This is a genomic window from Catenovulum maritimum, from assembly GCF_001050375.1.
Lineage (GTDB): Bacteria > Pseudomonadota > Gammaproteobacteria > Enterobacterales > Alteromonadaceae > Catenovulum > Catenovulum maritimum.
The window spans coordinates 71,320-98,312 of record NZ_KQ130484.1; the positions used below are offsets into that span (position 1 = coordinate 71,320).

At 38.0% G+C, this 26,993-nt stretch carries 24 protein-coding genes and 1 tRNA gene; 15 read left to right on the forward strand and 10 right to left on the reverse strand.

Features of this window, described 5'->3' with window-relative positions:
• Positions 1 to 4 precede the first annotated feature (4 nt).
• Both XM47_RS04495 and hemC read right to left on the reverse strand, forming a co-directional pair.
• Complete coding sequence (locus XM47_RS04495) at positions 5 to 730, reverse strand: uroporphyrinogen-III synthase (RefSeq protein WP_048690240.1); 726 nt, start codon at positions 728 to 730, stop codon at positions 5 to 7.
• Complete coding sequence (hemC, locus tag XM47_RS04500) at positions 720 to 1,646, reverse strand: hydroxymethylbilane synthase (protein WP_048690242.1); 927 nt, start codon at positions 1,644 to 1,646, stop codon at positions 720 to 722. The genes XM47_RS04495 and hemC overlap by 11 nt, the downstream gene beginning before the upstream one ends.
• A gap of 140 nt (positions 1,647 to 1,786) precedes the next feature.
• Here hemC and XM47_RS04505 point away from each other — a divergent pair, with 140 nt between their 5' ends.
• Positions 1,787 to 2,281, forward strand: a complete 495-nt coding sequence (locus tag XM47_RS04505; protein ID WP_048690243.1) for a DUF4760 domain-containing protein — start codon at positions 1,787 to 1,789, stop codon at positions 2,279 to 2,281.
• A complete protein-coding gene (locus XM47_RS04510; protein WP_048690245.1) occupies positions 2,282 to 3,124 on the forward strand; it encodes a DUF6279 family lipoprotein in 843 nt (280 codons plus the stop codon).
• 27 nt (positions 3,125 to 3,151) lie between these two features.
• Here XM47_RS04510 and gppA read toward each other — a convergent pair whose 3' ends face one another.
• Together gppA and rhlB are read right to left on the reverse strand one after the other, a co-directional pair.
• Positions 3,152 to 4,645 carry a guanosine-5'-triphosphate,3'-diphosphate diphosphatase gene (gene gppA / locus XM47_RS04515; protein WP_048690248.1) on the reverse strand — a complete coding sequence of 498 codons (1,494 nt, stop codon included), beginning with the start codon at positions 4,643 to 4,645 and terminating at the stop codon, positions 3,152 to 3,154.
• 30 nt (positions 4,646 to 4,675) lie between these two features.
• On the reverse strand, positions 4,676 to 5,929 hold the full coding sequence (gene rhlB, locus XM47_RS04520; protein ID WP_048690523.1) for an ATP-dependent RNA helicase RhlB: 1,254 nt from the start codon (positions 5,927 to 5,929) through the stop codon (positions 4,676 to 4,678).
• Positions 5,930 to 6,039: 110 nt separating this feature from the next.
• Here rhlB and trxA point away from each other — a divergent pair, with 110 nt between their 5' ends.
• From trxA to XM47_RS04545, 5 genes are all read left to right on the forward strand, one after another.
• A complete protein-coding gene (gene trxA / locus XM47_RS04525) occupies positions 6,040 to 6,369 on the forward strand; it encodes a thioredoxin TrxA (protein ID WP_048690249.1) in 330 nt (109 codons plus the stop codon).
• Between the two features lie 194 nt (positions 6,370 to 6,563).
• On the forward strand, positions 6,564 to 7,826 hold the full coding sequence (gene rho, locus XM47_RS04530) for a transcription termination factor Rho (protein WP_048690251.1): 1,263 nt from the start codon (positions 6,564 to 6,566) through the stop codon (positions 7,824 to 7,826).
• A 150-nt stretch (positions 7,827 to 7,976) separates the two neighbouring features.
• Positions 7,977 to 8,053: transfer RNA gene (locus XM47_RS04535), tRNA-Arg, on the forward strand.
• A 487-nt stretch (positions 8,054 to 8,540) separates the two neighbouring features.
• Positions 8,541 to 9,179, forward strand: coding sequence for an OB-fold-containig protein (locus XM47_RS04540; RefSeq protein WP_048690253.1), 639 nt, complete (start codon positions 8,541 to 8,543; stop codon positions 9,177 to 9,179).
• A 21-nt stretch (positions 9,180 to 9,200) separates the two neighbouring features.
• Complete coding sequence (locus XM47_RS04545) at positions 9,201 to 10,952, forward strand: flotillin family protein (protein WP_048690254.1); 1,752 nt, start codon at positions 9,201 to 9,203, stop codon at positions 10,950 to 10,952.
• Between the two features lie 41 nt (positions 10,953 to 10,993).
• On the opposite strand, the gene XM47_RS04550 is transcribed toward XM47_RS04545, so the two are convergent.
• The 4 genes from XM47_RS04550 to XM47_RS04565 form a co-directional block, all read right to left on the reverse strand.
• Positions 10,994 to 12,559 carry a GGDEF domain-containing protein gene (locus XM47_RS04550; protein WP_077066474.1) on the reverse strand — a complete coding sequence of 522 codons (1,566 nt, stop codon included), beginning with the start codon at positions 12,557 to 12,559 and terminating at the stop codon, positions 10,994 to 10,996.
• Between the two features lie 62 nt (positions 12,560 to 12,621).
• Positions 12,622 to 13,428: a co-chaperone DjlA gene (gene djlA, locus XM47_RS04555; RefSeq protein WP_048690256.1), complete on the reverse strand. Its 807-nt coding sequence runs from the start codon at positions 13,426 to 13,428 to the stop codon at positions 12,622 to 12,624.
• A gap of 10 nt (positions 13,429 to 13,438) precedes the next feature.
• On the reverse strand, positions 13,439 to 14,101 hold the full coding sequence (gene murU / locus XM47_RS04560) for an N-acetylmuramate alpha-1-phosphate uridylyltransferase MurU (protein WP_048690257.1): 663 nt from the start codon (positions 14,099 to 14,101) through the stop codon (positions 13,439 to 13,441).
• The gene (locus XM47_RS04565; protein ID WP_048690258.1) at positions 14,098 to 15,093 is read right to left on the reverse strand and encodes an aminoglycoside phosphotransferase family protein; all 996 of its coding nucleotides are present in this window, start codon (positions 15,091 to 15,093) and stop codon (positions 14,098 to 14,100) included. Before XM47_RS04565 ends, murU begins: the two co-directional genes overlap by 4 nt.
• Positions 15,094 to 15,294: 201 nt before the next feature.
• On the opposite strand from XM47_RS04565, the gene XM47_RS04570 reads away from it, so the two are divergent.
• Genes XM47_RS04570 through XM47_RS04595 form a run of 6 tightly spaced genes read left to right on the forward strand, consistent with a single transcriptional unit; the run spans position 15,295 to position 21,938 of the window.
• Positions 15,295 to 17,613, forward strand: a complete 2,319-nt coding sequence (locus XM47_RS04570) for an LPS-assembly protein LptD (protein ID WP_048690260.1) — start codon at positions 15,295 to 15,297, stop codon at positions 17,611 to 17,613.
• A gap of 8 nt (positions 17,614 to 17,621) precedes the next feature.
• Entirely contained in the window at positions 17,622 to 18,923 is a 1,302-nt protein-coding gene (gene surA / locus XM47_RS04575; protein ID WP_048690262.1) for a peptidylprolyl isomerase SurA, read from the forward strand.
• A complete protein-coding gene (gene pdxA / locus XM47_RS04580; protein WP_048690264.1) occupies positions 18,923 to 19,915 on the forward strand; it encodes a 4-hydroxythreonine-4-phosphate dehydrogenase PdxA in 993 nt (330 codons plus the stop codon). The genes surA and pdxA overlap by 1 nt, the downstream gene beginning before the upstream one ends.
• Positions 19,908 to 20,711: a 16S rRNA (adenine(1518)-N(6)/adenine(1519)-N(6))-dimethyltransferase RsmA gene (gene rsmA / locus XM47_RS04585; RefSeq protein WP_048690265.1), complete on the forward strand. Its 804-nt coding sequence runs from the start codon at positions 19,908 to 19,910 to the stop codon at positions 20,709 to 20,711. Before pdxA ends, rsmA begins: the two co-directional genes overlap by 8 nt.
• A 15-nt stretch (positions 20,712 to 20,726) precedes the next feature.
• Positions 20,727 to 21,116, forward strand: coding sequence for a Co2+/Mg2+ efflux protein ApaG (gene apaG, locus XM47_RS04590; protein WP_048690267.1), 390 nt, complete (start codon positions 20,727 to 20,729; stop codon positions 21,114 to 21,116).
• 9 nt (positions 21,117 to 21,125) lie between these two features.
• Complete coding sequence (locus XM47_RS04595; protein ID WP_048690268.1) at positions 21,126 to 21,938, forward strand: symmetrical bis(5'-nucleosyl)-tetraphosphatase; 813 nt, start codon at positions 21,126 to 21,128, stop codon at positions 21,936 to 21,938.
• 30 nt (positions 21,939 to 21,968) lie between these two features.
• Here XM47_RS04595 and XM47_RS04600 read toward each other — a convergent pair whose 3' ends face one another.
• Both XM47_RS04600 and XM47_RS04605 read right to left on the reverse strand, forming a co-directional pair.
• The gene (locus tag XM47_RS04600; RefSeq protein ID WP_077066475.1) at positions 21,969 to 23,417 is read right to left on the reverse strand and encodes a sulfatase family protein; all 1,449 of its coding nucleotides are present in this window, start codon (positions 23,415 to 23,417) and stop codon (positions 21,969 to 21,971) included.
• A gap of 290 nt (positions 23,418 to 23,707) precedes the next feature.
• A complete protein-coding gene (locus XM47_RS04605) occupies positions 23,708 to 24,019 on the reverse strand; it encodes a hypothetical protein (RefSeq protein WP_048690270.1) in 312 nt (103 codons plus the stop codon).
• Positions 24,020 to 24,437: 418 nt separating this feature from the next.
• Between XM47_RS04605 and XM47_RS04610 the strand changes: the two genes are divergently transcribed.
• Entirely contained in the window at positions 24,438 to 25,460 is a 1,023-nt protein-coding gene (locus tag XM47_RS04610; RefSeq protein ID WP_048690271.1) for an aspartate carbamoyltransferase, read from the forward strand.
• A gap of 1 nt (position 25,461) precedes the next feature.
• On the forward strand, positions 25,462 to 26,748 hold the full coding sequence (gene hemL / locus XM47_RS04615; RefSeq protein ID WP_048690273.1) for a glutamate-1-semialdehyde 2,1-aminomutase: 1,287 nt from the start codon (positions 25,462 to 25,464) through the stop codon (positions 26,746 to 26,748).
• The last annotated feature ends 245 nt before the right edge of the window (positions 26,749 to 26,993 follow it).

Genomic DNA, 26,993 nt, shown 5'->3' on the forward strand with positions numbered 1-26,993 from the left:
ATCTCTATAAGTAAATTTGATTTAGTGACGTTATTATTGTTTGGTTATTTGCACTATTTATATTTGTAACATTGTTAAGCCCTAGCTGTTCGAGTTGAGTTTTTACTCTAACTGAAGGCACTAAACATAAAGTGGACTTTAGTTTACCGAACAAGTCGTTATCTAACGAGATAAGTTGCAGTCCTATTTCACCACTGGTGATTATAAACACATCCGCTTGCTTAATTTTAGCTAATTGTGTGTCAGGTATGGAAATCCAAACACGCTTATACACATTGTAGGTTTTTAAATTTTTTTTAGCCAGTTTAAAAGCGTTTGCAATTTCATCTCGGCCTGCTTCACCTTTAAATAAAAAAGCTTGGTCAAATTCAATTTGCTGGCATAGCTCGATTAAACTTTCTGATATTGCTTGTGTAGGGGTTAATACTTGAGCGAAACCAAAGTTTGCTAGGGCTTGTGAACTGGCTTTGCCGATGCCAATTGCTGTGACTTGTGATAAATCTAGGTTTAGTTTAGCAAGTTCAAAATATTGCACTGCAAATTGGCTGGTAAATATATAAATGGTTTTTGAGTTAGTAGAAATTGAATTAAGAGCCGTAAAGTGTTCGCCCTTTGTTATGTTAAATAGAGGTTGGTGAATGCTCAGGTAATTATTTTGAATAAGTAAATCGGTGAGGGCTTCTCCACGCTCACCGACTCTTGGGTTATAAACGCTAGGTTTACTTACCATACACTTGGTCTAATACTTTTTTGGCGCCCGCATCTAATAATTTTTGGGCAACAGACTGTCCGATTTTTTCTGCATTAAGCAGAGAACCAGTCTCCTCATAGAAGAATCTTTCACTACCGTCTACCGCAGCCACTAAACCTCTAAAGTAAATTTGATCGCCTTGTAAAATCGCATGTCCAGCAATTGGAACTTGGCAACCACCGTTTAAGTGGGTATTGAATGCTCTTTCAGCTTTTAACCTAATGCTAGTATCCTTATCTGCGAGTGGTTTAAGCAAACTTAAAGTTGCTTCATCGTCTAACCTACACTCGATCCCAACTGCACCTTGGCCAACCGCGGGTAACATGGTTTCTGGCGCGATATATTGCTTAATTCTGTCTTTTTGTTCTAAGCGTATTAAACCTGCAGCGGCTAGAATAATGGCATCAAATTGACCTTCGTCGAGTTTACGTAATCGGGTTTGAACATTGCCACGTAAACTTTTTATTTGTAAATCTGGGCGTATATTGAGCAATTGACACTGGCGACGTAAGCTCGATGTGCCAACTACAGCACCTTGAGGGAGTGCTTCGAGTGATGCGTAAGTATTCGATACAAAAGCATCTCTTGGATCTTCACGTTCGCATATCACTGCTAAGCCTAAACCTTGCGGAAATTCCATCGGAACGTCTTTCATTGAGTGAACGGCAATATCAGCTTCACCGTTTAACATAGCGACTTCTAATTCTTTAACGAACAGGCCTTTGCCACCAATTTTTGCCAACGGCGTATCTAAAATTTTGTCACCTTGAGTTTTCATTGTGACCAGTGAAACATCTAGGTCTGGGTGTAATTTTTCTAATTCTGTTTTTACAAAATTGGCCTGCCATAAAGCAAGTAAACTGTCGCGGGTGGCTATTTTAAGCTGTTTGTTCATATCAAAGTTTTTTACTATGTAGAATAGGCGGTTATATTAGCTTAATTGGTTGTTATACTCTAGCTTGTCTTTAGCTAAGTGTTGTTATCTATTTATACCTTGTTCTAAATCATTATTTTGCGAGCACAGTGGAGGTTTTGGTGTCTGTATATGAAGTTTTAAATATTGCAGTGCAACTTGGGATGATCTTAATTATCGCGAGTGGTTTTGTATATGCGCGTAAGCAGTTTAATTTACATACTAAATCACATGAATGGGAGCGAATGATGCTGACTCAAAATGCGATTGTGGATTTTAGAAAAAACCAAAGTTTAAAAAATATTAGTACTAAGCTAGGTTATTTAGGTAATGAACATGAATTATCCTTATCAGAAATGAACTCTGCGTTCGAATTAGACTCAGAGCTACGTGCCGATGTTCATATGTATTTAAACCAAATTGAAATTTTATGTGCAGGTTTACTCAATGGAGTGTACGAAGAAAAACTCATTCAAGATAGCATGGGGAATACAATTGGCTATGCTTTTGATTTTTTTAAACCATATATAGAACAAAGACGTACAGATCTGACGCCAAACTTGTACGCTAAAACTGAGCAGGTTGTGAACAACTGGAGCCAGTTAAAGGAGAATTAAATGAAAAAATACTATTGGTTGTTGTTAGTCATACCATTAATCACAAGCTGTAGTATTTCTTTTTATTACAACAAATTAGATTGGCTCGTAAGTTGGTATTTGGATGATTATGTCGACTTGACTGAATTACAACAAGACGAATTTGACCTCAACTTTTCTAAGTGGCATCAGTGGCATAGAGATACTCAACTCGTTAAATACACAGCTCAGTTAAACGAAATTAAAACTTTAGTTGATCAAGAAGTTTCGTCCCAACAAGTCGAACTCCATCTGTATCAGTTAGAGGCTCATTGGCATACTGTGCTGGATTATATTGCGCCTCAGTTGAGCCAACAAATTGTTACTTTGTCTGCTCAGCAAAAGCAACAATTGCTGGACAATATCGCGCAAACCAATTTAGAAAAGCGTCAAGATTATTTAGAGTTATCAAGCGAAGAACGGTTAGAAAAAAGCATTAAACGGGCTCATAAGTCGTTTAAAAAATGGTTTGGTGAATTAAGCCAGATTCAACTAGAGAATATTACTGAATTCACTCGGCAACATAACTCGGACCGAACTGCTTGGTTTGAGTATAGAGACGACTGGCAGCAAGTCTTCTCAGCAAGTTTACAAAGGGATTCAGTTAGCGATAATAATCAAAGTCAGCTTTCTCAAATTACCAATTTAATTGCTAGGCCTTACCAGTTAAGAAAAGACGTTTTTCAACAAAGCCTAAACCATAAAAATAAGCAGTTTACTGTGCTTTTGGCGAGATTTATCAATCAAGCGAGCGATGAACAAAAGCAGCATTTTATTGCTGAGTTGGATGATTACATTGATATTTTTGAGAGCTTGCAACAGTAAAACTAAAAGCTTTGAGGTTGTAATACACTACTCAAATGTTAATTGCCACTTTACTTTAGCTTGATAGGTATGCTCTTGGCTTAGCTCTGAATCCATCAGAGGATGCTGCGCTAGCCAGTTATCATCAAATTTTAGATGAATATCGTCTAGCCCATGGCTAATGGCTTTTACGTGCGGTAAAACTTCATCTTTTCTTCGCATTGTTAGCAAAACCGCCAATCTGAGCAGTCGAGTTAATTGACCCGCCAAAATTGGACTTGTCATGGTTTGTTGATTGATTTGCATTAGATCTATGTCATCTTTATAGTTTCTAACAATCGATATCAATAGTTTTCGTTGAGCTAGGCTAAATCCAGGAATTGCGGTATTACTTAAAATGTATTCGCCATGGCGAGCAGCCGATTTAAAATCAATTGCTAAACCGACCTCGTGCAAAACGGCAGCCGCTTCTAAAATCGCTTTGCTGTCATGTTGGTCGAGTGACCAATGTAATTCAAGTTGATCAAATAACTTTAGAGCTGTGTCTCTAACTCGATAAGCATGTTCTTTATCTAATTGATAGCGTCCAATAAAACTTAATAAGGTTCTTTGGCGTATATCATGCTGCTGTAGGCAAGGGATCATGCTGTAGATCATGCCTTCTCTTAATGCGCCTCCCGCAACTACCATATAATTGATATGTAGCGCTTGAAAAATGGCGATTAAGATAGCTAATCCACTCACAAATACTGGGCGCCTTTCTTCTAAAAGTCCCGGCAAAATTAAATTGTCTATATTGCCGCAATCTATGGCTGCTTGTTTTATTTTGAGCAGCTTCTCGAGCGTTATCATTTCTGATTCGCCACTTGCAATTAATATTTCTTGAAGCGCTTGTGGGGTGCCTGATGCACCTAAACAGGCTTGCCAGCCAAAAGATAAGTATGGTTGTAATTTTCCAGATAGAGCCATTTGCGCAGCTTTGATTGCTTGCTCAAAGTTTCTATGGTTGATTTCGCCATTAATAAAGTAGTTTTGTTTATAAGTGACACAGCCAATGTTTAAGCTATTGACTATTTTGGGCTCAAACCGTTCACCAGCAACAATTTCTGTGCTGGCGCCACCTATATCTATGACTAATTTTGTGATCGAGGTGCCAGAGGTATGAGCGACACCAACATAAATTAGCTTAGCTTCTTCTTCACCACTAATAATATCTATTCTGTGGCCTAAGATCGCTTCTGCTTTCTCTAAGAATACATCGCGATTAGTTGCGATTCTCAGTGCCGCAGTTCCTACAATTCTGACATTTTTTCGTGGTAAATCTTGTAATCGTTCGGCAAATAAAGATAAGCAGTCTAGACCTCTAGCCATGGCTGCTTCATCTAACTCACCATTTTCTTGCAAACCTGCGGCAAGTCTTACTTTGCGTTTGATTTTGCCAATTGTCTGAACACTTCCTTCAACAGATCGCACAATTAACATGTGAAAGCTGTTTGAACCTAAATCAATCGCTGCGTAAATAGGGTAACTCGGTTCAGACATACAGGATTTTTTCCTTAACTCTAAATATTCTTAACGTCGGCCTTTATTAGGTCTGTTGCCCTGTCCTCGATTATTTCTGTATTGAGGACGACTAGGAGGCGTTACATCATCTAATAATGCACTTGAATCATAATTGGTAACCGGAATCGCATGATCTATATAAGTCTCGATACCTGGTAAGTTGTATACGTATTTTTCGCAAGCAAAGCTAATTGCGTGACCACTTTGACCTGCTCGGCCGGTACGACCAATACGGTGGACATAATCTTCACAGTCGTCAGGTAAATCAAAATTGATTACATGAGTAACTAAAGGAATATGTAAACCACGTGCAGCAACATCTGTCGCGACTAAAATATCTAAAGTACCTTGGGTAAACTTTTCTAAAATACTTAAGCGTTTTTTCTGCGGGACATCACCAGTTAGTAGGCCAACTCTGTGTCCGTCTGCTTTTAACCAATTATAGACATTTTCACAGCCGTGCTTAGTGTTTGAGAAAACAATCGCTTTATCTGGCCACTCTTCTTCCAATAAAGTTAAGAGTAGTAGCATTTTATCTTCATCAGCAGGGTAAAATAACTCTTCAGTTATTCTTGTATTTGTCATTTGCTCAGGTGCGATATGGACATGAGTAGGGTCATTCATGTGCTCGTAAGCAAGCTCTTGAACCTTATTTGACAAAGTTGCTGAGAACAATAAATTTAATCTTTCTTTAGGCGCAGGCATGCGTCTAAATAAATAGCGAATATCTTTGATAAAACCAAGATCAAACATTCTATCGGCTTCATCAAGCACGACAGCTTCTAGTTGACTGATATCAAATAGACCTTGTTTGTAGTAATCTATAATCCGACCAGTGGTACCTATGATGATGTCTGCACCTGCTTCAAGGTCGGCTTTTTGGCTTTCGTAGCCATCACCACCGTATATTAAGGCGATTTTTAAACCTGTATATTTAGCAAGTAAAGCCGCATCTTTGTGAATTTGTACTACCAACTCTCTTGTTGGTGCCAATACAATTGCACGGGTCTTATGATCTGCTTGATGGTTATCAGGCGTATTGTTTTTTAAATGATTGAAAATAGCGACAAGAAATGCCATTGTTTTGCCAGTCCCGGTTTGGGCTTGGCCAGCAACGTCTTTTCCTGCCAATGCGATAGGCAAACTTTCTGCTTGAATTGGAGTACAATATTGATAATTGGCTTCAGCAAGCGCTTGCTTTATTGAATTATGCATCTCTAAAGAGGCAAATTCTGTCTGTGATAAGTGAGTTTGTATTGTCATAGTATCGCCAAGCATACAGTTTAAGCTTGCAAAAAAAAACTGAATAGATTAAAAAAACACTCTGAAATTTATTATAATCGGATTTTTCCGATAAAACTCTGGAGAACTCAATGAGCTCTGATAGCATTTTAACCTTATCTGATGCGGCTTTCGAAGCCGATGTACTTAATTCTGACAAGCCTGTGCTAGTTGATTTTTGGGCTGAGTGGTGTGGACCATGTAAAATGATCGCGCCAATTTTAGCTGAGGTAGCAACAGAATATGCAGATAAAGTAACGATTGGTAAATTAAATATAGACCAAAACAATGCTTCACCTGCAAAATACGGTGTTCGTGGTATTCCTACATTGCTTTTATTTAAAGCGGGTAGTGTTGCAGCGACTAAAGTTGGTGCTTTATCTAAAACTCAGTTAAAACAATGGTTAGACGAAAACCTTTAATTGACTGAACGCCAGAAAAAGAAGTTCAAAAAAAGTACTTCTTTTTCTGGATCTATTTTATCTTAAGTGCTAACTTATCATCTATTAGTTTGCTTAAACCCAAGCTAAATCCCAATTTTATTAAATCCCTAATTTAACCTAATCAGATATTTTACTGAATCATCCAGTATTAAAAACACAAAGAACCCACCAGTATGAATTTAACCGAACTAAAAAACAAACCAATTAGTGAACTTGTTCAGCTTGCTGAATCTATGGGCTTAGACAATATGGCTAGGCTACGTAAGCAAGATATTATCTTCTCTATTCTTAAACGACACGCTAAAAGTGGTGAAGACATTTTTGGTGATGGTGTATTAGAAATATTGCAAGATGGCTTCGGCTTTCTTCGCTCAGCTGACTCTTCGTTCTTAGCTGGACCAGATGATATCTATGTCTCTCCTTCGCAAATTAGACGTTTTAATTTACGAACAGGCGATTCAATTGCCGGTAAAATTAGACCGCCAAAAGAAGGCGAAAGATATTTTGCACTATTAAAAATTAACCAAGTTAATTTTGACAAGCCAGAAAATTCACGTAATAAAATCTTATTTGAAAACTTAACCCCGCTTCATGCAAATGAAAGAATGGTTATGGAACGTGGTAACGGCAGTAAAGAAGATATAACAGCCCGTGTACTTGATTTAGCCTCTCCAATTGGTAAAGGTCAACGTGCCTTAGTAGTAGCACCGCCAAAAGCGGGTAAAACAATGTTACTACAAAACATTGCTCAAGCTATCTCAGCAAACCACCCAGAATGTGTTCTTATGGTATTGCTAATTGATGAGCGTCCGGAAGAAGTTACAGAGATGCAGCGTCTTGTTAATGGTGAAGTTGTCGCTTCAACTTTTGATGAACCTGCGAGCCGCCACGTTCAAGTTGCTGAAATGGTCATTGAAAAAGCAAAACGTTTAGTTGAGCATAAAAAAGATGTTGTTATCTTACTAGATTCAATCACTCGTTTAGCACGTGCATACAACACAGTTATTCCTTCATCAGGTAAGGTACTAACAGGTGGTGTTGATGCAAACGCATTACATAAACCAAAACGTTTCTTTGGTGCTGCACGTAACGTAGAAGAAGGTGGTAGTTTAACGATTATCGCAACTGCGTTAACCGACACTGGCTCTAAGATGGATGAAGTTATCTACGAAGAGTTTAAAGGTACTGGTAACATGGAAATCCACTTAAACCGTAAAATTGCGGAAAGACGTGTATTCCCAGCAATAGACTTTAATCGTTCAGGTACTCGTCGTGAAGAATTATTAACGACGCCAGATGAATTGCAGAAACTTTGGATCTTGCGTCGAATCGTACATGAGATGACAGAAGTCGATGCGATGGAATTCTTAATTGATAAACTATCAATGACAAAAACGAATAATGAATTCTTTGACGCTATGCGTCGTCAAAAATAAATTAGTTTTGTAAATTGATTTTTATTTGAGCAGTCAAACAAGACTGTTCAAATAAAGCTGGATAATTTAACTTTTATCGTTAAAATCAAAAGCCTGACATCTTGTTTATATTAATGTGTAAATAACTAATCTTTGTCAGGTTTTTTAAATGCGCCCGTAGCTCAGCTGGATAGAGTAGGTGGCTTCGAACCACTTGGTCGGGAGTTCGAATCTCTCCGGGCGCGCCATTTCTTTTTGTATCTACCTATATTCTTTAACTTCGCTACCTTTATTTTGCAATCCTTTGTGCCTTACATTATTTACTTTTGACAGTTCTGCTTATTTAAATTGTTAGTATATCCGCATCTAACACCTTAGTAATAAATCTCAACTAGGGATAACAACTTGCTTTCTTGAAGGCCTTATTTCCTAATAACTGTGTTGAATACGCTAGTAATCGCCAGCTATTACGTATGTAAATTCGCCTTGTTCTGAGAAAAAATATCTTTCAAGAAATCAACATTTAATAATATCAATAGCTTCATGAGGTTGGTTAATTTTTTATCTCGAGTTAAGGTTAATAAATTAATTTGACATAATATGTCTTGCTGGTGCATCATTAGCGAATTGTTGATTAGTTGTAAATTTTGAGTGCTATGTTATGTTGGCTTCTTTTGAGCGTATAGAAGCTAAATCAGGATTATTAGCAATGGCTAATCATATAAGGAGGTATAGATGTTTACATTTTTCACCGCAGATTTTAATTCTGCCTACAGTATCGCTTTAGCAATTATGCTAGGGCTAGCAATGCTTGAAGGGGTTGCTATGCTCATTGGCCTAAGTTTACTAAGCGCATTAGATGATTTAATTCCAGCAGACTTAAGTGTAGATTCAGACGCACAGATAACGACGCCTGGCTTAACCAGTGTTTTAGGTTGGTTAGGTCTTAATCAATTACCCTTGCTGATTTGGCTTGTGCTGTTTTTAACTAGTTTTGGCTTAACTGGGGTAAGTGTTAATTATATTAGTCTCTCTACTCTAGATATGTTGTTCCCAAGTAGCATACTTTTCGGCTTCTCTTTTATTTTTGCTGTTATTTTCAGTAAATTTTGGGGGCGCCGCTTAGCTAAAATATTTCCTAAGAACGAGTCAACCGCCATTTCATCACTCGACATGCAAGGACTTGAGGCAAGAATAACGGTAGGCGTGGCTAAATTAAACAGCTCAGCAGAAGCCACTTGTGTCGATAATTATGGCCAAAGGCATTATGTCATGGTGCAGCCGATTGAAGAAAATCAGGAATTTACAGCGGGTACTAATGTTGTATTAATAGAGAAACAAACTAACTATTGGTTAGTCGCAAAATTAAACTAGAAACTTAAAAGGAAAAAACATATGGAATCTTTAGGATTAGATAGCAATATTACATTTATTTTGACCTCAGCAGGCTTAGTACTGATTGCCTTACTGACGATAGGTCTTATTTTTGCCAAATTATATACTCGGGCAACCAAAGAAATTGCTTTTGTTAGGACAGGATTAGGCGGCGAAAAAGTAGTTAAGGATGGTGGCGCTGTGGTTTTACCCGTGGTGCACGAGACTATTCCAGTAAATATGAATACGTTACGCATTGAAGTTGAAAAAACACAAAAAGATGCACTTATTACCAAAGATAGAATGCGTGTCGACGTTAAAGCTGATTTCTATTTGAGAGTTGCACCTAATGTCGAAGGGATCTCTATGGCAGCTCAAACCCTTGGTACTAGAACCATGCGAGTTGAAGAGTTAAAAAAATTAGTCGAGTCGAAATTTGTTGACGTATTGCGAGCGGTAGCTGCAGAAATGTCGATGACAGAAATGCATGAGCAAAGATCGGAATTCGTACAGAAAGTTCAGCAAAATGTGATGAACGATTTAGAAAAAAATGGTCTAGAGCTAGAATCTGTATCTCTAACTGGCTTTGATCAAACGGACCTTCAGTATTTTAATGAAAACAATGCTTTCGATGCCGAAGGGCGAGCCAGATTAACTAAAATAATTGAACAAAAGCGTAAAGAAACAAATGATATCCAACAAGAAAACCGCGTTTTGATTGAGCAAAGAAACTTGGAAGCAGAAAAGCAATCTATGTTGGTTAAAAAGGAAGAGGAAGAAGCTAAGCTCAGTCAGGAACAAGAGTTAGAGTTTAAACGAGCCGAACAAAAAGCAGAAGTTGCAAAGCATAGAGAGCAAAAAGAAAGAGAAGAACGCGAAGCTGAGATCGCTAAGCAAAAAGCGTTAGAGGTAGCTGAACTTGAGAAATCAAAAGAAATAGAGACTCGAGAAATTGAGAAAAGAAAAGCACTTGAACAAGCTAGAATTCAGCAACAAAAAGATTTAGAAGTTGCAGAGCAAGATAAACACATAGCCATAGCACAAAAATCAGAAGAAGAATCAGCAGCTCAGGCTAGAGCCGCTGAAGCAGAAAAAGAGAAAGTTGAAAAAAGTGAAGCCGTAATAACGGCCAAGCAAATAGCAGAAGCCAATCGTCGTAAAGAGATTGAAGTGATTGATGCTAAAAAAGAAGCAGAACGTGAAGCGGTTGGGGTTAAAGTGCAAGCTGAGGCGGAAAAAATAGCTGCGGAAGATAAAGCATCTGCTATTTTGATTGAAGCGAAAGCTGAATCCGATGCGAAAAAACTAAAAGCCGAAGCTGATGAAAAAGTTTACGCGGTAGAAGCAGCTGGTAAACAAGCAATGTATGACGCTGAAAATACTTTAAGAGATGAGCAAGTTGAACTTCAAAAATCGCTCGCGATATTGAAAGTATTACCAGAGCTAATTGCGAATGCAGTTAAGCCACTGGAAAGCATTGAAGGTATTAAAATATTGCAAGGCTACGGAAGTATGACTTCAGCTGGCGATTCTGCTTCAAATGCTGATTCAGCTGGCATTGCAGAGCAAGTAACTAAAGCTGCGCTTAATTATAGAGCCAATGCGCCTGTGGTTGATGCTATGCTCAAAGAAGTAGGTTTAGTAGATAAAGATACGGGATCATTAGTTGATTTAGTCACGGGTAATAGTTCAATTGTAGCTGACGCAATTAACGTTACAGCTGCTTCAGAATCGCCAAAGCATAATGGTGCAGGTGTTAAGAACACTCAGTAGTATCACATAAGTAAAACAAGCTAACTGTATTTAGTATGCGGTTAGCTTTCTTGCCAATCAAAAACAGAGTAGTTGTTTTTGCCTTGTTTTTTAACCTGGTACATGGCGAAGTCGGCATTGTCGAATAGCTTTTCAAATGAATTTGCCGATGCTGGGAACATGGCAACGCCTATACTCGAGCCTAAATTAACGCTGACTTCAGCATTGAGAGGGATGGCCATTTGGGTGGCTATTACTATCTTTTCAGCTATAGATTCAACTTGGCTTTGATTTGCGTTATTTAAAGCGACTACAAACTCATCACCGCCCCAGCGAGCAACTAAGTCTGATTTACGAGTTAGCTTTTTAATCCGGTTTGCCAGCTCAATTAATACTAAATCGCCCGCATCATGGCCGTATGTATCATTAACTGCTTTAAAGCCATCTAAATCAATCACAAGTAAGCCTAACTCTGAGCTCATATCTTTGTTGGCTATATATTGTTCAATGATGCGTCTTGCCGAACGACGATTTTTTAAGTGAGTTAATGTGTCATGGTCGGCTTCAAATTCAGTTTGAAGTAGTTTTTTACGTTGCTGAGTCACATCATTTAAGAAAATAAAAGTATTTAATTCGCCAAACATGTTTTCGGCTTTGGTATAAGTTAGATTAAACCACTGCTGTTCTGATTCTGGGTGAGCTGAGTTTATAATTTCAATTTCAACTGTATGCGGATGGTTGAGCTCGGTACAGCTTATAATTTCTTGTTTAACTTCATCAATTTCATAACACATTCGCTCAAGCCAAAGGTCATCTAAGATTATCTCATTCAAACCGCTATTTTTTTGCCATAGCTCTTTAAATTTTGGGTTGTAAGATTTAAGGACAAGATCTTGATCGGTTACCGCTAGCGCATTAGTGGAGAGCTCACAGATCATTTTGAAATTGTTAGAAAGCATTTGGGTCTGCATTGCTAACGTGCGCTCTTTATTTATTCTCTCATCTAGTTTGGTTAGCAATTCATTGACTCTGTGACGAATAATACCTATTTCGTCGTTTCTTAGGCTTTCTTTTAAGTGACTGGGATGATCACTGTTTAAGTCAACTTTGGCAAGTTCTTGAGTTAAGTTTTCAATCGGATGAGAGACTAGTAAGTAGGTAACTACCCAAGCAACTATAGAGCTGATAATGACAATCCAGCTACTGCCTATAATTTCTGATTTAGCTAGGTTCTGAGCTTTTTCTTTGACGAGTAATTCATTTTTATAAATGATGATTTCACCAATACTTTCTTGTTCATCGAAAGGCGAAATAAGCTGCTCTTTATATTGCTCCGTATTACATATTTGACCAAGTTGGTTACTGATTTCTTCGGTTTTTATACTGGCACACAGTACGATATTATTCTTAAGTAGACCGTTTACAACATCATCTGCCAGTGATTGGTTATTTAGATAGGCGGCGACAGCTGCAGCATCATAAACAGTCGCGACAAGTGACTTTATCGCTGTATTAGATTCACTTTGACTATTATTTAAAATACGTTGGTATGAAGAATAAGAAATAATTAGCATGGCAAAAATGGCCATTGAGGCGACATATATAGCTAATTTTAAGTTTATTTTCATAAATGAATCATAGATCTTAAAGTGAATACTAATAGTATAGTTTGAATCGAAAAAACTTCTGATTATTTCTTACTAGTTGAAATAGCTTCATATGCCGCTTGTATGTCCTGCGCCTTTTCTTTTGCTAAATCAATTGCTTGCTCAGGTAAGCCTTGAGCAGATAGTTTGTCTGGATGATGCTGAGCCATCAACCTTTTATATGCTTTTTTGATCGTTTTTACATCGTCAGTCGGTTTCACACCTAAAATATTGTAGGCATTGTTAATATCAACTTTGCTGTTTGCAGATTGATTTTGTTGATGGTGTTTTACACTTGCTGCTACTTGACTTAATAAAGCGTTAAACGTTGAGTCGTCTATACCTAACTCTTTTGCTACTTTTTTTAGCACTGCCTTGGCATTGGGATGTAGTTGTCCATTGGCGTAAGCCGCTTGGGTTTGGATTTCTAAATAAACCAGCATGAAATCACGGCGGCTAAAGCAATATAGTTTAAATTCTTCCAGTGTTTCTTTAATTGGAAAATCAGTTTGTTTGCCTTCTCGGTATGCGGCTTGAGCTTCTTTTCTGATATCTCCTTTTAGTCCCATTTTATCCATAAAAGCAGTCGCTAGGGCGATATCAGACTCTGTTACTCTGCCTGAAGATTTGGCGATGTGGCCCATAATTGAGAATAAGGTATGAAAAAAGATAGCTCGACTGGCGAGCGGGGCTTGGCCTTTTATTAAACTGGATAAACCGCCGCTATCTGCCAAAGCTTTGGCGTAGGCTTTATCAAAATAGTGGCCAATGAGTACGCCCATAATGGCACCAGGCCAGCGGAAAAACATAAATCCAAAAATTAAACCTAGTATTTTTCCCCAACTATTCATTCATGCCGCCTTATGCTTGTTGTTCTTGTATTTTTCTTAATCTTTCTGGTGTGCCAATATCAGACCACTGACCTTGGTAAATCTCTGCAGTTACTTGTTTTTTATCAATTTCTTGCTTTAGCAGTTTACCTAAACCTAACGGGAGTTCAAATTCTTCTTGGAAAAACTTACTCGAATAAAGTCCAATTCCTGAGAAAGTATATTTTTGCTTAGAAACTAATTCTGCATGAGAACCTTGTATCCCAAAATCACCATCAAGGTTATGTTCTGGATTATTAACGAGTACTATATGTGCTAGGTGTGTTAGCTTTTGCTGTTTCAATTTGGCAAAATCAAAGTCAGTCCAAACATCACCGTTGACTACAATGAAAGGTTCATCACCTAGCAAGGGTAGAGCTTTTATTATGCCCCCAGCAGTTTCAAATGCGCCAACTGGTTCAGGGCTATATTGTATTGAACAGCCATATTTTGAACCGTCACCCAATTTTTTAGGAATTTGCTCACCTAACCATGCATGGTTAATAACTATCTGGCTGATACCCGCTTTAACTAGAGCTTCAATATGATATTCAATTAAACATTTATTATTGACGTTTAATAAAGGTTTTGGCGTTATATCCGTTAAAGGTTTCATTCTTTCACCGCGACCAGCGGCTAAAATCATAGCTTTCATTTAGTGTTACTTCCTAGTTGTAACTTACTCTCGATTAACTTCGCAAATTCGGTTAATTCTGGGTATTTAATGCAAACTTGATAAATGTAGTTCATGACATCTGGAATATGTTTAAGGTAATTGGGTTTATCGTCCCTAATTGCAAGGCGAGAAAAAATACCGGCGCATTTTATGTGGCGTTGTAGCCCAGTTAAATCAAACCACTTATGCCATGCTTCTTTGGTTATATTAGCTTGGTATGTTTGACGAAACGTTTCTGCTAGCTCAGTAACTTTATCTTGCGGCCAAATTAGGTAGCAATCTTTAAGTAAAGAAACGAGATCATAGGTAATAGGTCCAATTAAAGCACCTTGAAAATCAATTAAACCGAGTTGGTTTATATCTCCGCCGGCAAACATAATGTTGCGGCTATGGAAGTCTCTGTGTACTAAAACTTGAGGCTGCTGTTGGAACTGATTTGAGATGAATTCAAAGGCAGAATTTAGCATCTCATGTTCTTTTGTATTTAATTTTAGCCCTAAATGTTGCTCGACGAACCAGTCATTGAATAAGCTCATCTCAAACTGGACCAAGTTGCTAGAATATTTATCAACTAAATCAAATTCACTTGTTGGCAATTGCTGTAACTGATTTAAAGTGGGAAAAATATTTTGGTATAAACTTGGGTAATTTTTTGACGAAATTAAATTGGCAAGATGAATATCACCAAAATCGCTTAACAACATAAAGCCCATTTCAAAATCAGTGGCAATAACTTCCGGTGTATTTAAGCCGGCTTGCTTGAGTTTTTTTGCTAGATTTACAAACAGCGGGTTGTTTTCTTGCGCTGGTGGCGAATTAACCGCAATTAGACTTTTATCAGCTAATTCTACTCGGTAATATTTTCTAAAACTGGCATCGCCTGAGATTAAATTTATATTAAATGCTAAGTTTGGTAGTTGAAGATTAACCCAATTTTGTAATTGTTCACTTGGTGAAATAGACGAATTCATTTATTTGACTTAATTATTGGCGTTAAAGACTAAAAAATGACTAAGAATTGCAGCTTAAACTCACAAGAAATAGCCCTAAGATTTATTTTGCTTTATCATAACGCTTTCATTGTATTTAGGTAAGACGCTTTCGTTTTTATTGTCTTTTAATTAGCGCGCTAAATTTTTATCCTAAGTTTATTTATACTGGTTCAATCACACGTGATTCGTATTTTATTAGTTTCGGTTTTTTTCTTTAGTAGCTGTCTTGCTGCTGATGAATTGCAATGTTATGTCAACGCCAGTGTTAGTAAGGCTGATGAGCCAGCCTCAACTCAAACGCTAGAAACAGACCCTAACTTACCTATTATTATCGAAGCAGATAAAACCGAAGTTAGCAAAGAAAGCGCAGCTAAATTTATTGGAGACGTTAGCATTCGCCAAGGTAATAATTCTATTCGGGCGAATACAGCAAACATTTCGAGTAACAGAGACAGAATTATAGCCTCAGGCGGCATTGAATTTAGTAACCAATTTTTCCAAGCTCATAGTGATGTACTTGAAGCTGATTTTAATAAATCGCAGCTCAGCCTGACAAAAACAAAATACCAGTTAGATAACTTTGCTGGACATGGACAAGCAGGTGTTTTTCTAATCGATGAAAAAAATCAAAAATTAGAATTATCCGATGCTACTTTTACTAACTGCCCGCCACAAGCAGCACCCGATTGGCAGCTTAAATCAGAAAAAATAACCTTATCTATGCAAGATGAGTGGGGCGAAGCTTGGCATAGTCGAATTGAGTTGTTTGAAGTGCCCGTTATTTACCTGCCTTATTTGTCTTTCCCGTTAACGGATAAGCGAAAGAGCGGTTGGTTATACCCTAGCATTGAAACCTCAACCCAAAGCGGTTTGGATGTATCTGCACCTTATTACTGGAACATTTCGCAGCAAATGGATGCGACTTTTACCCCTAGGCTATTATCTAAACGTGGTTTGCAACTTGGTACTGAATATAGATATTTAACGAAAAACTCAGAAGGCGAAATCTACTTTGAGATTATGTCGAGTGATAGTGAGTTTGTTGCTGATGATATCGCCGGTTCAGGCATTCAAAGTCGAAATGCGATTAATTGGCTACATACAGCACAGTTAAATGAATTTTGGGATACATCAGTCGATTTGATTTTAATTAGTGATGATAGCTATGTATCCGATTTAGGCTTTAAAGATTTGAATGAAGTTGATACGCATGTACAGCGACGTGTTTCTTTTAACCGAATTGATAAAAATTGGGATTTGTCGATTAATTTACGTGACTTTGAAGTTTTTGGTAGCCATAGTCGACCTTACCGAACTTTACCCGAAATAAGCCTAAACTATTCAGGTTACACCCAGCCAGAAGGGTGGTCGCTTGAGCTACCTGCTGAGTTTGCTTGGTTTCATTCCGAAGAAAAGTCATTACCTAATGCAATTAGGTTACATACAGAACCTAAATTAAGCTGGTCTATTTACCGCCCTGCTTGGGAGTTAAGTATAGCCAGCTCGTTAGCTTCGACTGCTTATCATCAACAGAATATTACAGAAGTAGGTGAAGTCGATGGCTATGATACAATAACCCGAACTTTACCTAGGTTTAGAGTGAATGGCCGACTGATTCTTGAACGGCCCGTTGATTGGTTTGATAAAAGTATGCGTCAAACCTTAGAGCCTAGGTTCCAATATTTAAGAGTTGGTTATAAAAGCCAGCAAAACATTGGTTTATATGACTCTGTATTACTACAAGATGACTTCATCGGTTTATTTAGAGAGAACCGATTTAGCGGAATTGATAGAATCCCAGAAGCAAACCAGTTAACCTTAGGGGTAACAACTCGATTGTTTAATCGCTTTAATCGAGAAAAATTGCGTCTGAGTATAGGTCAAATCCTTTATTTAAAAGAATCTAGAACCGATTTTAGTGATTTTAATTTCAATGATAATGAGCAATTAATTCAGGATATTAATGAAAGAGGCGAGTCTGCACTTGCGTTAGAGCTAGATTTAGATATTCGAAAAGTCTGGTTTTTGCATTATGGCTTGCAGTTTGATGCACAACAAGGCGAAACCAGAAAAAGTCAGGTTACAATTGATTATCGCCGAGACGAAGACCACTTATTGCAATTCAGCCATAGATATCTTAAAAATATCGCTAACAATGGGATCCAGCAATTGGGCTTAACCTCATTTTGGCGGATTAATTCCCAGTGGCAGACTTTTGCAAGTTTTCACCAAGATTTACGATTAAATCGAACTGTCGAGGCTCAAGCTGGTCTGTTATATCAATCTTGTTGTTGGGAGCTTAGCTTAGGTTGGCAAACTAAGGTTCAATCTAACTTAGCCGCGAATGATAGTCAGACTTCGGTCGCGACCGACGAAAGAGATTCGGGTCTTATGTTATCATTTACGATAAGAGGTTTTGGTCAAAGTAGCCGAGCTGCTCGTAAGATACTTAATCGTGGTTTATTTAAATATAGAGAACCACACTTTTTAAATCAGTGAGTTTAAGAATGAAACTAACAAAAATAATCAGTTTAATAATTTTATTGTGCGCCAATGTCGGCACAATTCGCTCACTTAGTGCTGCTGAATTACTAGATAAAGTTGCGGTAGTTGTCAATCAAGGCGTTATTTTAGAAAACGAAATAACGGGAATGATGTTGCAGTTACAAGCTGAAGCTAAAAAATCCGGCCAAGCTTTACCTTCTGATAAAGCATTAAAAGTTCAGGTAACAGAAAGGCTTATTGCAAACGAATTACAACTGCAGTTTGCGGAAAGAATCGGTTTGCAAATTAGTGATGCCCAAGTACAACAACAAGTGCAGCAACTCGCCTTACAACAAAACTTAACTTTAGAGAAGTTTCGCCAAAATGTAATCGCTTCGGGGATGGATTATGAAACGTTTCTAGAACGCTTACGTCAAGACATTACTTCGCAAGAAGTCAGGCAAGCTGTTGTTTCTCGTAGAGTTTATGTGTCGCCACAAGAAATAGATGGCTTAGTCGCATTATTGAAAGAAAGAGGAAAGCAAACTGAGGAATATAATCTAGGTCATATCTTGGTTGGTTTAGCTCCGAGTGCGAGTGCAGATGAAATTGAAAGCACACAAGAACGCGCGAATAAAATCATTAAGTTATTAAATTCAGGCAGCGACTTTAAAAAAATTGCGATTGGTTCTTCATCAGGTGCAAAAGCATTGGATGGTGGTGATCTGGGGTGGATGAATGTAAACGAAATGCCTACCTTGTTTGCTGAAGCGGTTGTGAATCAGAAAAAAGACGACATTATCGGTCCAATTCGAAGTGGTGCAGGTTTTCATATTTTAAAAATTACGGATATCAGAGGGCGCCAGACAGTTGAAGTTAAAGAGGCGAACGCACGTCATATTTTAATCAAACCAACCATTATTTTAAGCGATGAAAAAGCGAAAAATATGTTGAATGATTTCTTAGTTAAAGTTCAAGCCGGTGAATTAGACTTTTCCGAGTTAGCAAAAGAGCACTCAGCAGATCCAGGCTCTGCAACTAAAGGTGGTGAGCTAGGTTGGGCTGATCCAAGCATGTATGTACCAGAGTTTAAAGATGCATTAGCACGTTTAAACCCGGGTGAATATGCTCAGCCATTTAAAACGGTTCACGGTTGGCACTTAGTACAATTAATCGATCGTCGCGTTAAAGATGCGACAGAGAACGCGTATCAAGATCATGCTTATAGAATGATTTTTAATCGTAAATTTAATGAAGAAGTAGAAGCTTGGGTTCGTGAAATTAGAGACCAAGCTTTTGTTGAAATTGTAGGTGATGCAAGTTAATGACTATACGTATTGCAATTACACCGGGCGAGCCAGCTGGTATCGGCCCTGATCTAGTATTACAACTGGCGCAACAAGATTGGCCTGCGCAGCTTATTACAATTGCTTCGCCTGAATTACTCAAAGACAGAGCAAAAAAGCTTAATTTACCAATTGAATTAATTCCTTACGACGAGACAGTACCAGCGACACCTCAAGCTAAAGGCACGCTAACTATATTGCCTGTTGAATTAGCTGAAGAAGTCAAATGTGGTGAGTTGAATGCCAAAAATGGTCTTTATGTTGTAGAAAGCATGAGAGTTGCGTGTGAAAAAAATATTTCAGGCGAGTTTGATGCAATTGTAACTGGCCCTGTTAATAAAGGCATAATTAACGATTCTGGTATTTCTTTTAGTGGCCACACTGAGTTTTTCGCGACAGAGTCTAATACGGCTGACGTCGTTATGATGCTTGCGACAGAAGGCTTGCGAGTTGCATTAGTAACAACTCATATTCCGCTAGCCTATGTATCAAAAGCCGTTACTTACGAGCGCGTGATTAATGTGACTGAGATACTGCACTCTGAGCTTATTTCAAAATTTGGCATAGATGATCCAACTATATATGTTTGTGGTTTAAACCCACATGCAGGTGAAGATGGTCATTTAGGCACAGAAGAAATGACAACGATTACGCCTGCGTTAGATGAGTTGCGTGGTCGAGGAATGAATATAGTCGGCCCTTTACCTGCTGACACTTTATTTCAAGATAAATACCTACAACATGCAGATGCTGTGTTGTCTATGTATCACGACCAAGGCCTAACTGTTTTAAAATATAAAGGTTTCGGCAAAGCGGTTAACATTACTTTAGGTTTACCTTTTATTAGAACCTCAGTGGATCATGGTACTGCATTAGATTTAGCCGGTACTGGTGAAGCTGAAGTTGGTAGCTTTACTGTGGCATTAAACGAAGCGATAAACTTAGCGAATAGGTCCAAAAAACATGGCTAATGATGTACATTTAGGTCACAAAGCTCGTAAGCGATTTGGTCAAAATTTCTTAAATGACGATTTTATTATTGGCCAAATTGTTGATGCAATCGATCCGGATGATGACCATATTTTGGTCGAAATTGGTCCAGGTTTAGGAGCGATTACTTTCCCTGTACTTGATAGGGTAAAACATCTAAACGTGGTTGAACTAGATCGTGATTTAGTGCAAAGGTTTGAAGAAGATCAGTTACTAAAACGCAGATTAACTGTTTATCAAGCTGATGCGATGAAGTTTGACTTTGCGAGCTTGATTTCGGATGAGAAGAAATTAAAAGTATTCGGCAACTTACCTTATAACATTTCGACCCCTTTGCTATTCCATTTATTCAATTTTTGTGAGCAAATTGCAGACATGCACTTTATGCTACAAAAAGAAGTGGTAGATCGCATGTGCGCCGAGCCAGGTAGCAAAACCTTTGGCAAATTAAGTGTTATGACGCAATATTATTGCGATGCTTATCCTGTGGTACGAGTTGGCCCTGAATGTTTTACACCACCACCTAAAGTTGAGTCTTCGGTTGTGCGTCTAATTCCAAAAGCTAGCCGAGCTGATGTGAGCCCCAAAGTGTTAGAAAAGGTCGCAGCCGCCGCGTTTAATCAAAGACGTAAAACCATACGCAATAGTTTAAAAGATATAGTTTCAGCTGATGAAATTACTGAGTTAGGTTTAGATCCAACAATCAGAGCTGAGTACTTATCCTTAAATGATTTCGTTAAGATTGCTCAGTATGTTGAAGCAAAAGATAATAAGTAGTAAAGGAAAGTGACATTGAGCCAGAATAATCTTGGAGATAAAGTTTTAGTTTCAGTCAGTACTCAGTACGTAGATGATCAGTCTGATCCTGCTGAAGAAAGGTTTGTCTTCACTTATAGCATTACGATTCATAATACCAGTGACATTGCGGTTAAGCTAAAAAGTCGTTATTGGCTAATAACAGATAGTAATGGTAAAAAGGTCGAAGTGCAGGGGGATGGCGTTATTGGCCAACAACCTATACTTAAGCCGGATGCGAAATTTCATTACACGAGTGGTGCCGTTGTCGAAACTCCAGTTGCGACTATGGAAGGCTATTACGTTATGATCAATAAGCTTGATGAAACAGAGTTTCACGCACCAATTAATGTCTTTAGACTCGCTCAACCTAACATTTTAAATTAAGCGGTTTTTATGGCTCATTACTTTGTCGGTGACATACAAGGTTGTTATAGCGAGTTAATGAGCTTGCTAGATAGAGTTAACTTTGAGCCGTCTACAGATACGCTCGTACCTGTCGGCGATTTAGTCGCAAGAGGTCCAGAATCTGAGTTAGTCGCCAGTTTAATGTTGAAACTGGGTGATGCGGTTAAGCCTGTATTGGGTAACCACGATTTACATTTATTATCTATTTACTCAGGCCTATATTCAGCGAAAAAAAACGATAAGCTTGAAGCATTATTAAATGCAGAGTTTATCGAAGATTATATAGATTGGCTTAGATTTCAGCCTTTAATTAGGTGTTTCCCCGAATTCAATTTAGTGACTTCTCATGCTGGTTTACACCCTGACTTATCACTCGATTTACATTTAAGCCTAGCTGACTCTGCACAACAAAAATTACGAGCGGATAACTATCAAGATTGGCTTAAAAAAATGTATGGCAATAAGCCAGATTGTTACAGCCAAGACTTATCTGATACTGATAAATTCAGATTAATCGTTAATATTACCACCAGAATGCGCTATTTAGATAAACGCAATCGTTTAGATTTTAAAGCCAAAATGCCAGTTGGTGAATCCCCTAAGTCTTTAACCCCTTGGTTTGAATGTTATGCAGAAAACACTATGATGCCCAAAGTCATATTTGGTCATTGGGCTTCTTTGTTAGGGCAAACCAACCGTCAGTCAGTGATTGCTCTGGATACAGGCTGTGTTTGGGGAAATGAACTCACTATGTATTGCGCTGAAAATCAAACTTATTATCGCAAAAGCGCATTAGCATAGCGGTAATATTTGAATTATAAACGGCTGAAGTTAGTTAATGTCAGCTTCAATTGTTTTAATTTTCGCTTCTAGTTGATTCACTATATCTGGGTGCTTACTTATCAAGTTAACTTGTTCTGCTTCATCATAGGCTAAATTAAATAAATAAGCTTGATTGTTGCTCTTATGCTTACGTAAATTGACACCGCCTTTACGGATATATTTCCAATCACCTTCTCGAATACCTGCAATCATTTTAGACGAACTATATATTATGCTGCGTTCAATTGACTCTTTAGGGTTTAGCAAATGTGGCGCTAGGTTTATACCATCTATTTTCACATTCGGTAATTCTGCTTTTGCAAAGTAAGCTAATGTTGGCATGAGATCTAAACTGCTGGCAAGTTGCTGACTGTTTGAATTTGGCTTTATCCTGTTTGGCCAGTAAAAAATGCCAGGGACTCGAACGCCACCTTCAAAGTTAGTAAATTTACCATCGCGTAAATGACCTGCTGAACCAGCATGATCTTTGTATCCAAGCCATGGACCGTTATCTGAAGCAAATATAATGAGCGTGTTGTCAGCTAAGTTATTTCTTTCTAAATGTTTAGTTAAGCGGCCCATGTGCCAATCAATTTCTTCAATTACATCTCCATATAACCCCCGTGCACTTTTACCTTTAAATTGCTCAGAGGTAAACAAAGGCACGTGTGGCATTGCGGGTGTTAAGTAAATAAAGAAAGGCTTCTCATCTTGCTGCTCAATAAATGAGATTGCTCTATCAAAAAAACGCTGGGTTAAACTTGATTGCTCAGCAGGGTATTCAACAATTAGGTTGCCTTCCATCAAAGGAACTAACTCTTTAATGCCTGCTTTCTTGATATTTGCCCGCTTTTTACGATTTTTCTCGACAAAGACTTGATCCGATTTTATTTTTTCTAAATTGTAATTTAGGTTTAGTTTTATATTTTCAGCAAGTTTTTGTTTCGAACCTATATACATGTCATTGCTGTACGGCACGCCAAAATATTCATCAAAACCTTGGGCTATTGGTAAAGACGCTTCTAAATCACCTAAATGCCACTTGCCGTACATAGCTGTACTGTAACCAGATTTTTTAAGCATTTCAGCTAAGGTGATTTCATCTGGATTTAAGCCTTTGCTATCGGGAAAATAAACGCCTGTTGTGCCATTTCGAGCACCTAGCCGGCCTGTTAGCAATGAAGCTCGAGAAGCGCTGCAAACAGATGATGCGACATAAAAATTGTTAAAGCGGGCGCCTTGTTTCGCCATTCTATCCAAATTAGGCGTTTTAATTAATGGCGAACCGTAGCTAGATAAATCTTGGAAGCCTTGATCATCGGTGAAAACAATAATGATATTAGGCTTTTGAGCTGCATGATTTACTTGTGTTTTAGTTGTTTGATTTGTATTTAATGTGCCGCATGCAGACAAGAAAATAGTAAAAATGAGGCTGATTTTTTTAAGTGTATTTATCATAGCTAGCTAACCATTTTGAGGTTTTTAAGACTTTTTAGGATAGCGTTAAAGACAAGGTTTAAAAATGACAATATATCTCATTTTACTGGCACTTTTGGTCAGTATGATTAAAGAAACGTTAAGTAGTGCTTATTAAACATAATGATGCTTAAATATTAGAGAGGCAGCTTAATTTAGCGCGAATAACTTATTTTATAACTCAATTACTAGCTTAGTCGATTGAGCTATTACAGATAGTCCGCTCCAACTTAAAGAGGTTGGAGCGCCTTTTGTTCGTTTATAACTAATCGCTATTTTGTTACTCTATCTTGGATAAATTTATCTATTTTTGGTTTTTGATTTTTCATTCTTTTGCCGCAGTCATCATAGGATGATTCAGTATTTACAATTGCTGCAGCCGTTACTATTGCTAAGCCTAACTCTTCATTTTTGCTTGAGTCTACATCTTCAAGCCTTGAGTTTTTGTCTTTGGGCATTTTATAGCAATTGTGGAGTGGTGAATCTAATTCAGGTGTACCCTCAGAAACATAATTTACACTCGGCTTTTTAGCGCAAGCAGTTAGTGTTAATAACAGGCAAGTTGTCGTTAGGTAGTGTTTCATTAATTTCCTTTATCCTTCATTTTTGATCTTCTATCCGTGTGCTGATTAAGTATTATCCTAGCTCAGTTCGGAAAAATTCGATAAATTAGTGATGCCTAATGTGACAGGTTTTGAATCAATTCGTTCCTTTTTGTTTGACGGTTTATTAATATTTCACCAGGGCTTTGGATAAGAAATTAGGTCATTTATCATGATATAAATCATCAACAAGCTACAGCATTTAAAATCAAATATGGTAACATAAGCCGCCTGTTTACTTGGTGGCAGTATGTGCGAATTATAAAGTTAATGGATGCACATTTTGACAAGCCAAATAAATCCAGTCTAATGATTTACTTAGTCCATACTGAGTTTAATTATCTACAGATTCAGGCATATATTTTTCAGTCTAGTTTTTCGCAGCGATAAGGTGATTTTTATGTTTAAATTTGAAGGCGCTAATATTCTTTCGGTCAACCAATTTGATCGTGAAAGTATTGAATACATATTTAGAATAGCCGATACCATGCAGCCTTATGCTCACAGACAAAAACAAACCCGAGTATTAGACGGTGCCATTTTAGGTAACCTTTTCTTTGAAGCGAGCACAAGAACTCGAGTTAGCTTTGGTACTTCTTTTAACCTTTTAGGCGGCCATGTTCGAGAAACTGCAGGTGCAGGTACTTCAGCGTTATCTAAAGGTGAATCTTTATTTGATACGGCTCGTGTTTTAAGTAGTTATAGTGATGTGATTGCAATGCGTCACCCTGATATAGGCTCAGTAGCCGAATTTGCAACAGGTAGCCGAGTGCCTGTTATTAATGGCGGTGACGGCGCCAACGAGCATCCAACTCAAGCTTTACTTGATTTATATACGATTAAAAAAGAACAACAAGCACACGGTGCGTCAATTGATGGCATGCATATCGCTATGGTCGGTGATTTAAAGCACGGTCGAACGGTTCATTCTTTATCTAAATTACTTTGCTTACACAAAAATATAAAATTCACATTTATCGCACCTAAAGAGTTAGCAATGCCGACTGATATAGTCGATAAAATTGTTAGTGCAGGTCATGAGTGTGTTATTTCAGAGCAATTAGAAGGCCACTTAGATGCGGATATCGTTTATCAAACCCGTATCCAACAAGAGCGATTCCCAACAGAAGCTGAAGCAAACTTGTATCGTGGTCGTTTCCGTTTAAATCAAGCTATCTACACTCAGCACTGTAAATCTAACACTATTATAATGCATCCATTGCCACGTGATTCGCGTGCCGATGCGAACGAACTAGATAACGATTTAAATCTAAACCCTAACCTAGCTATTTTCCGTCAAGCCGATAATGGCGTATTAGTCAGAATGGCATTATTTGCGCTGACATTGGGTGTACAAGATGTGGTTAGTAAATACGAAACGCCAGTTCACTGGTATAGCAATAAAGGCAACACGGTAATTTAATATGACAATTTCAGAACAATTATTTGCGCAAGCGCAGCAGCACATTCCGGGTGGCGTTAATTCTCCAGTTAGAGCTTTTAAAGGAGTTGGTGGCGATCCTATTTTTATTGATAAAGCAGACGGTGCTTATTTATTTGATGTCGATGGCAAAAAATACATAGATTATGTTGGTTCTTGGGGACCTATGATTTTAGGTCATAACCATGCTGAAATTCGTCAAGCTGTTCATGAAGCGGTAGATAAAGGCTTAAGCTATGGCGCACCAACTCAAGCTGAAATCACTATGGCTGAGTTAGTAAAAAAAATTGTACCTTCAATGGAAAAAGTTCGTATGGTGAACTCAGGTACAGAAGCAACTATGACTGCTATTCGCCTTGCTCGTGGTTATACCGGCCGTAATAAATTATTGAAATTTGAAGGTTGTTACCATGGCCATGCGGATAGCTTATTAGTAAAAGCTGGTTCAGGTGCTTTAACCTTAGGTGTGCCTAACTCTCCGGGCGTACCTGCTGATTTCGCTAAACACACATTAACCGCTCAATTTAACGATTTAGACTCAGTTAGAGCATTATTCTCCGAATGTGGTGACGATATTGCTTGTATTATTGTTGAGCCTGTTGCCGGTAATATGAACTGTATCCCACCAAATGAAGGCTTTTTAGAAGGCTTACGTCAAATTTGTGATGAATCAGGTTCTGTACTTATTTTTGATGAAGTCATGACTGGTTTTCGTGTGTCATTAAGTGGCGCGCAAGGTTATTACAATATCACGCCAGATTTAACTACTTTAGGTAAAGTCATTGGTGGTGGTATGCCAGTTGGTGCATTTGGCGGTAAAGCTGAAATCATGAACCATATCGCACCAGACGGTCCTGTTTATCAAGCGGGTACGCTTTCTGGAAACCCAATCGCTATGGCGGCAGGGATAAAAGCATTAACCTTATTAGCGGATAATGCTGAAGCTGTATATAGCAATATTACTGCACAAGCTGAGCAATTAGTAAAAGGTTTTAAAGCAGCTGCCGACTCTGCTGGTATTGCGTTAACCACAAATCAGGTTGGCGGTATGTTTGGTTTTTTCTTTACTGATGCAGAGCAAGTTACTAGCTATCAACAAGCAACAGAATGCAATATTGAGCGTTTTCAGAAGTTTTATCACTTAATGTTAGATCAAGGTGTTTACCTAGCGCCTTCTGCGTTTGAAGCTGGCTTTACTTCTACTGCGCATACACAAGCTGATATTGAAGCTACAATTAAAGCCGCTGAAATCGCATTCAGACAGCTTTAATCTGTACTAAACCGATAAAAAATAAAACCTTGAGCATGTAAGGATTAACGGCTCAAGGTTTAGTTTTCTGAATTTTTCATTTAAAAAACTATATGGTTATGCGAGCGTGCATAGCAGCTAAATATAGCTTCATTGATCATGCCTTTTAGCGTATTTTCAACTTCCCTATTTGATTGTATCAGCTAATATTTCCTAGCACTTAAATTAAAAATACTATGCCAATAAATACTTACAAATTAAAAGGG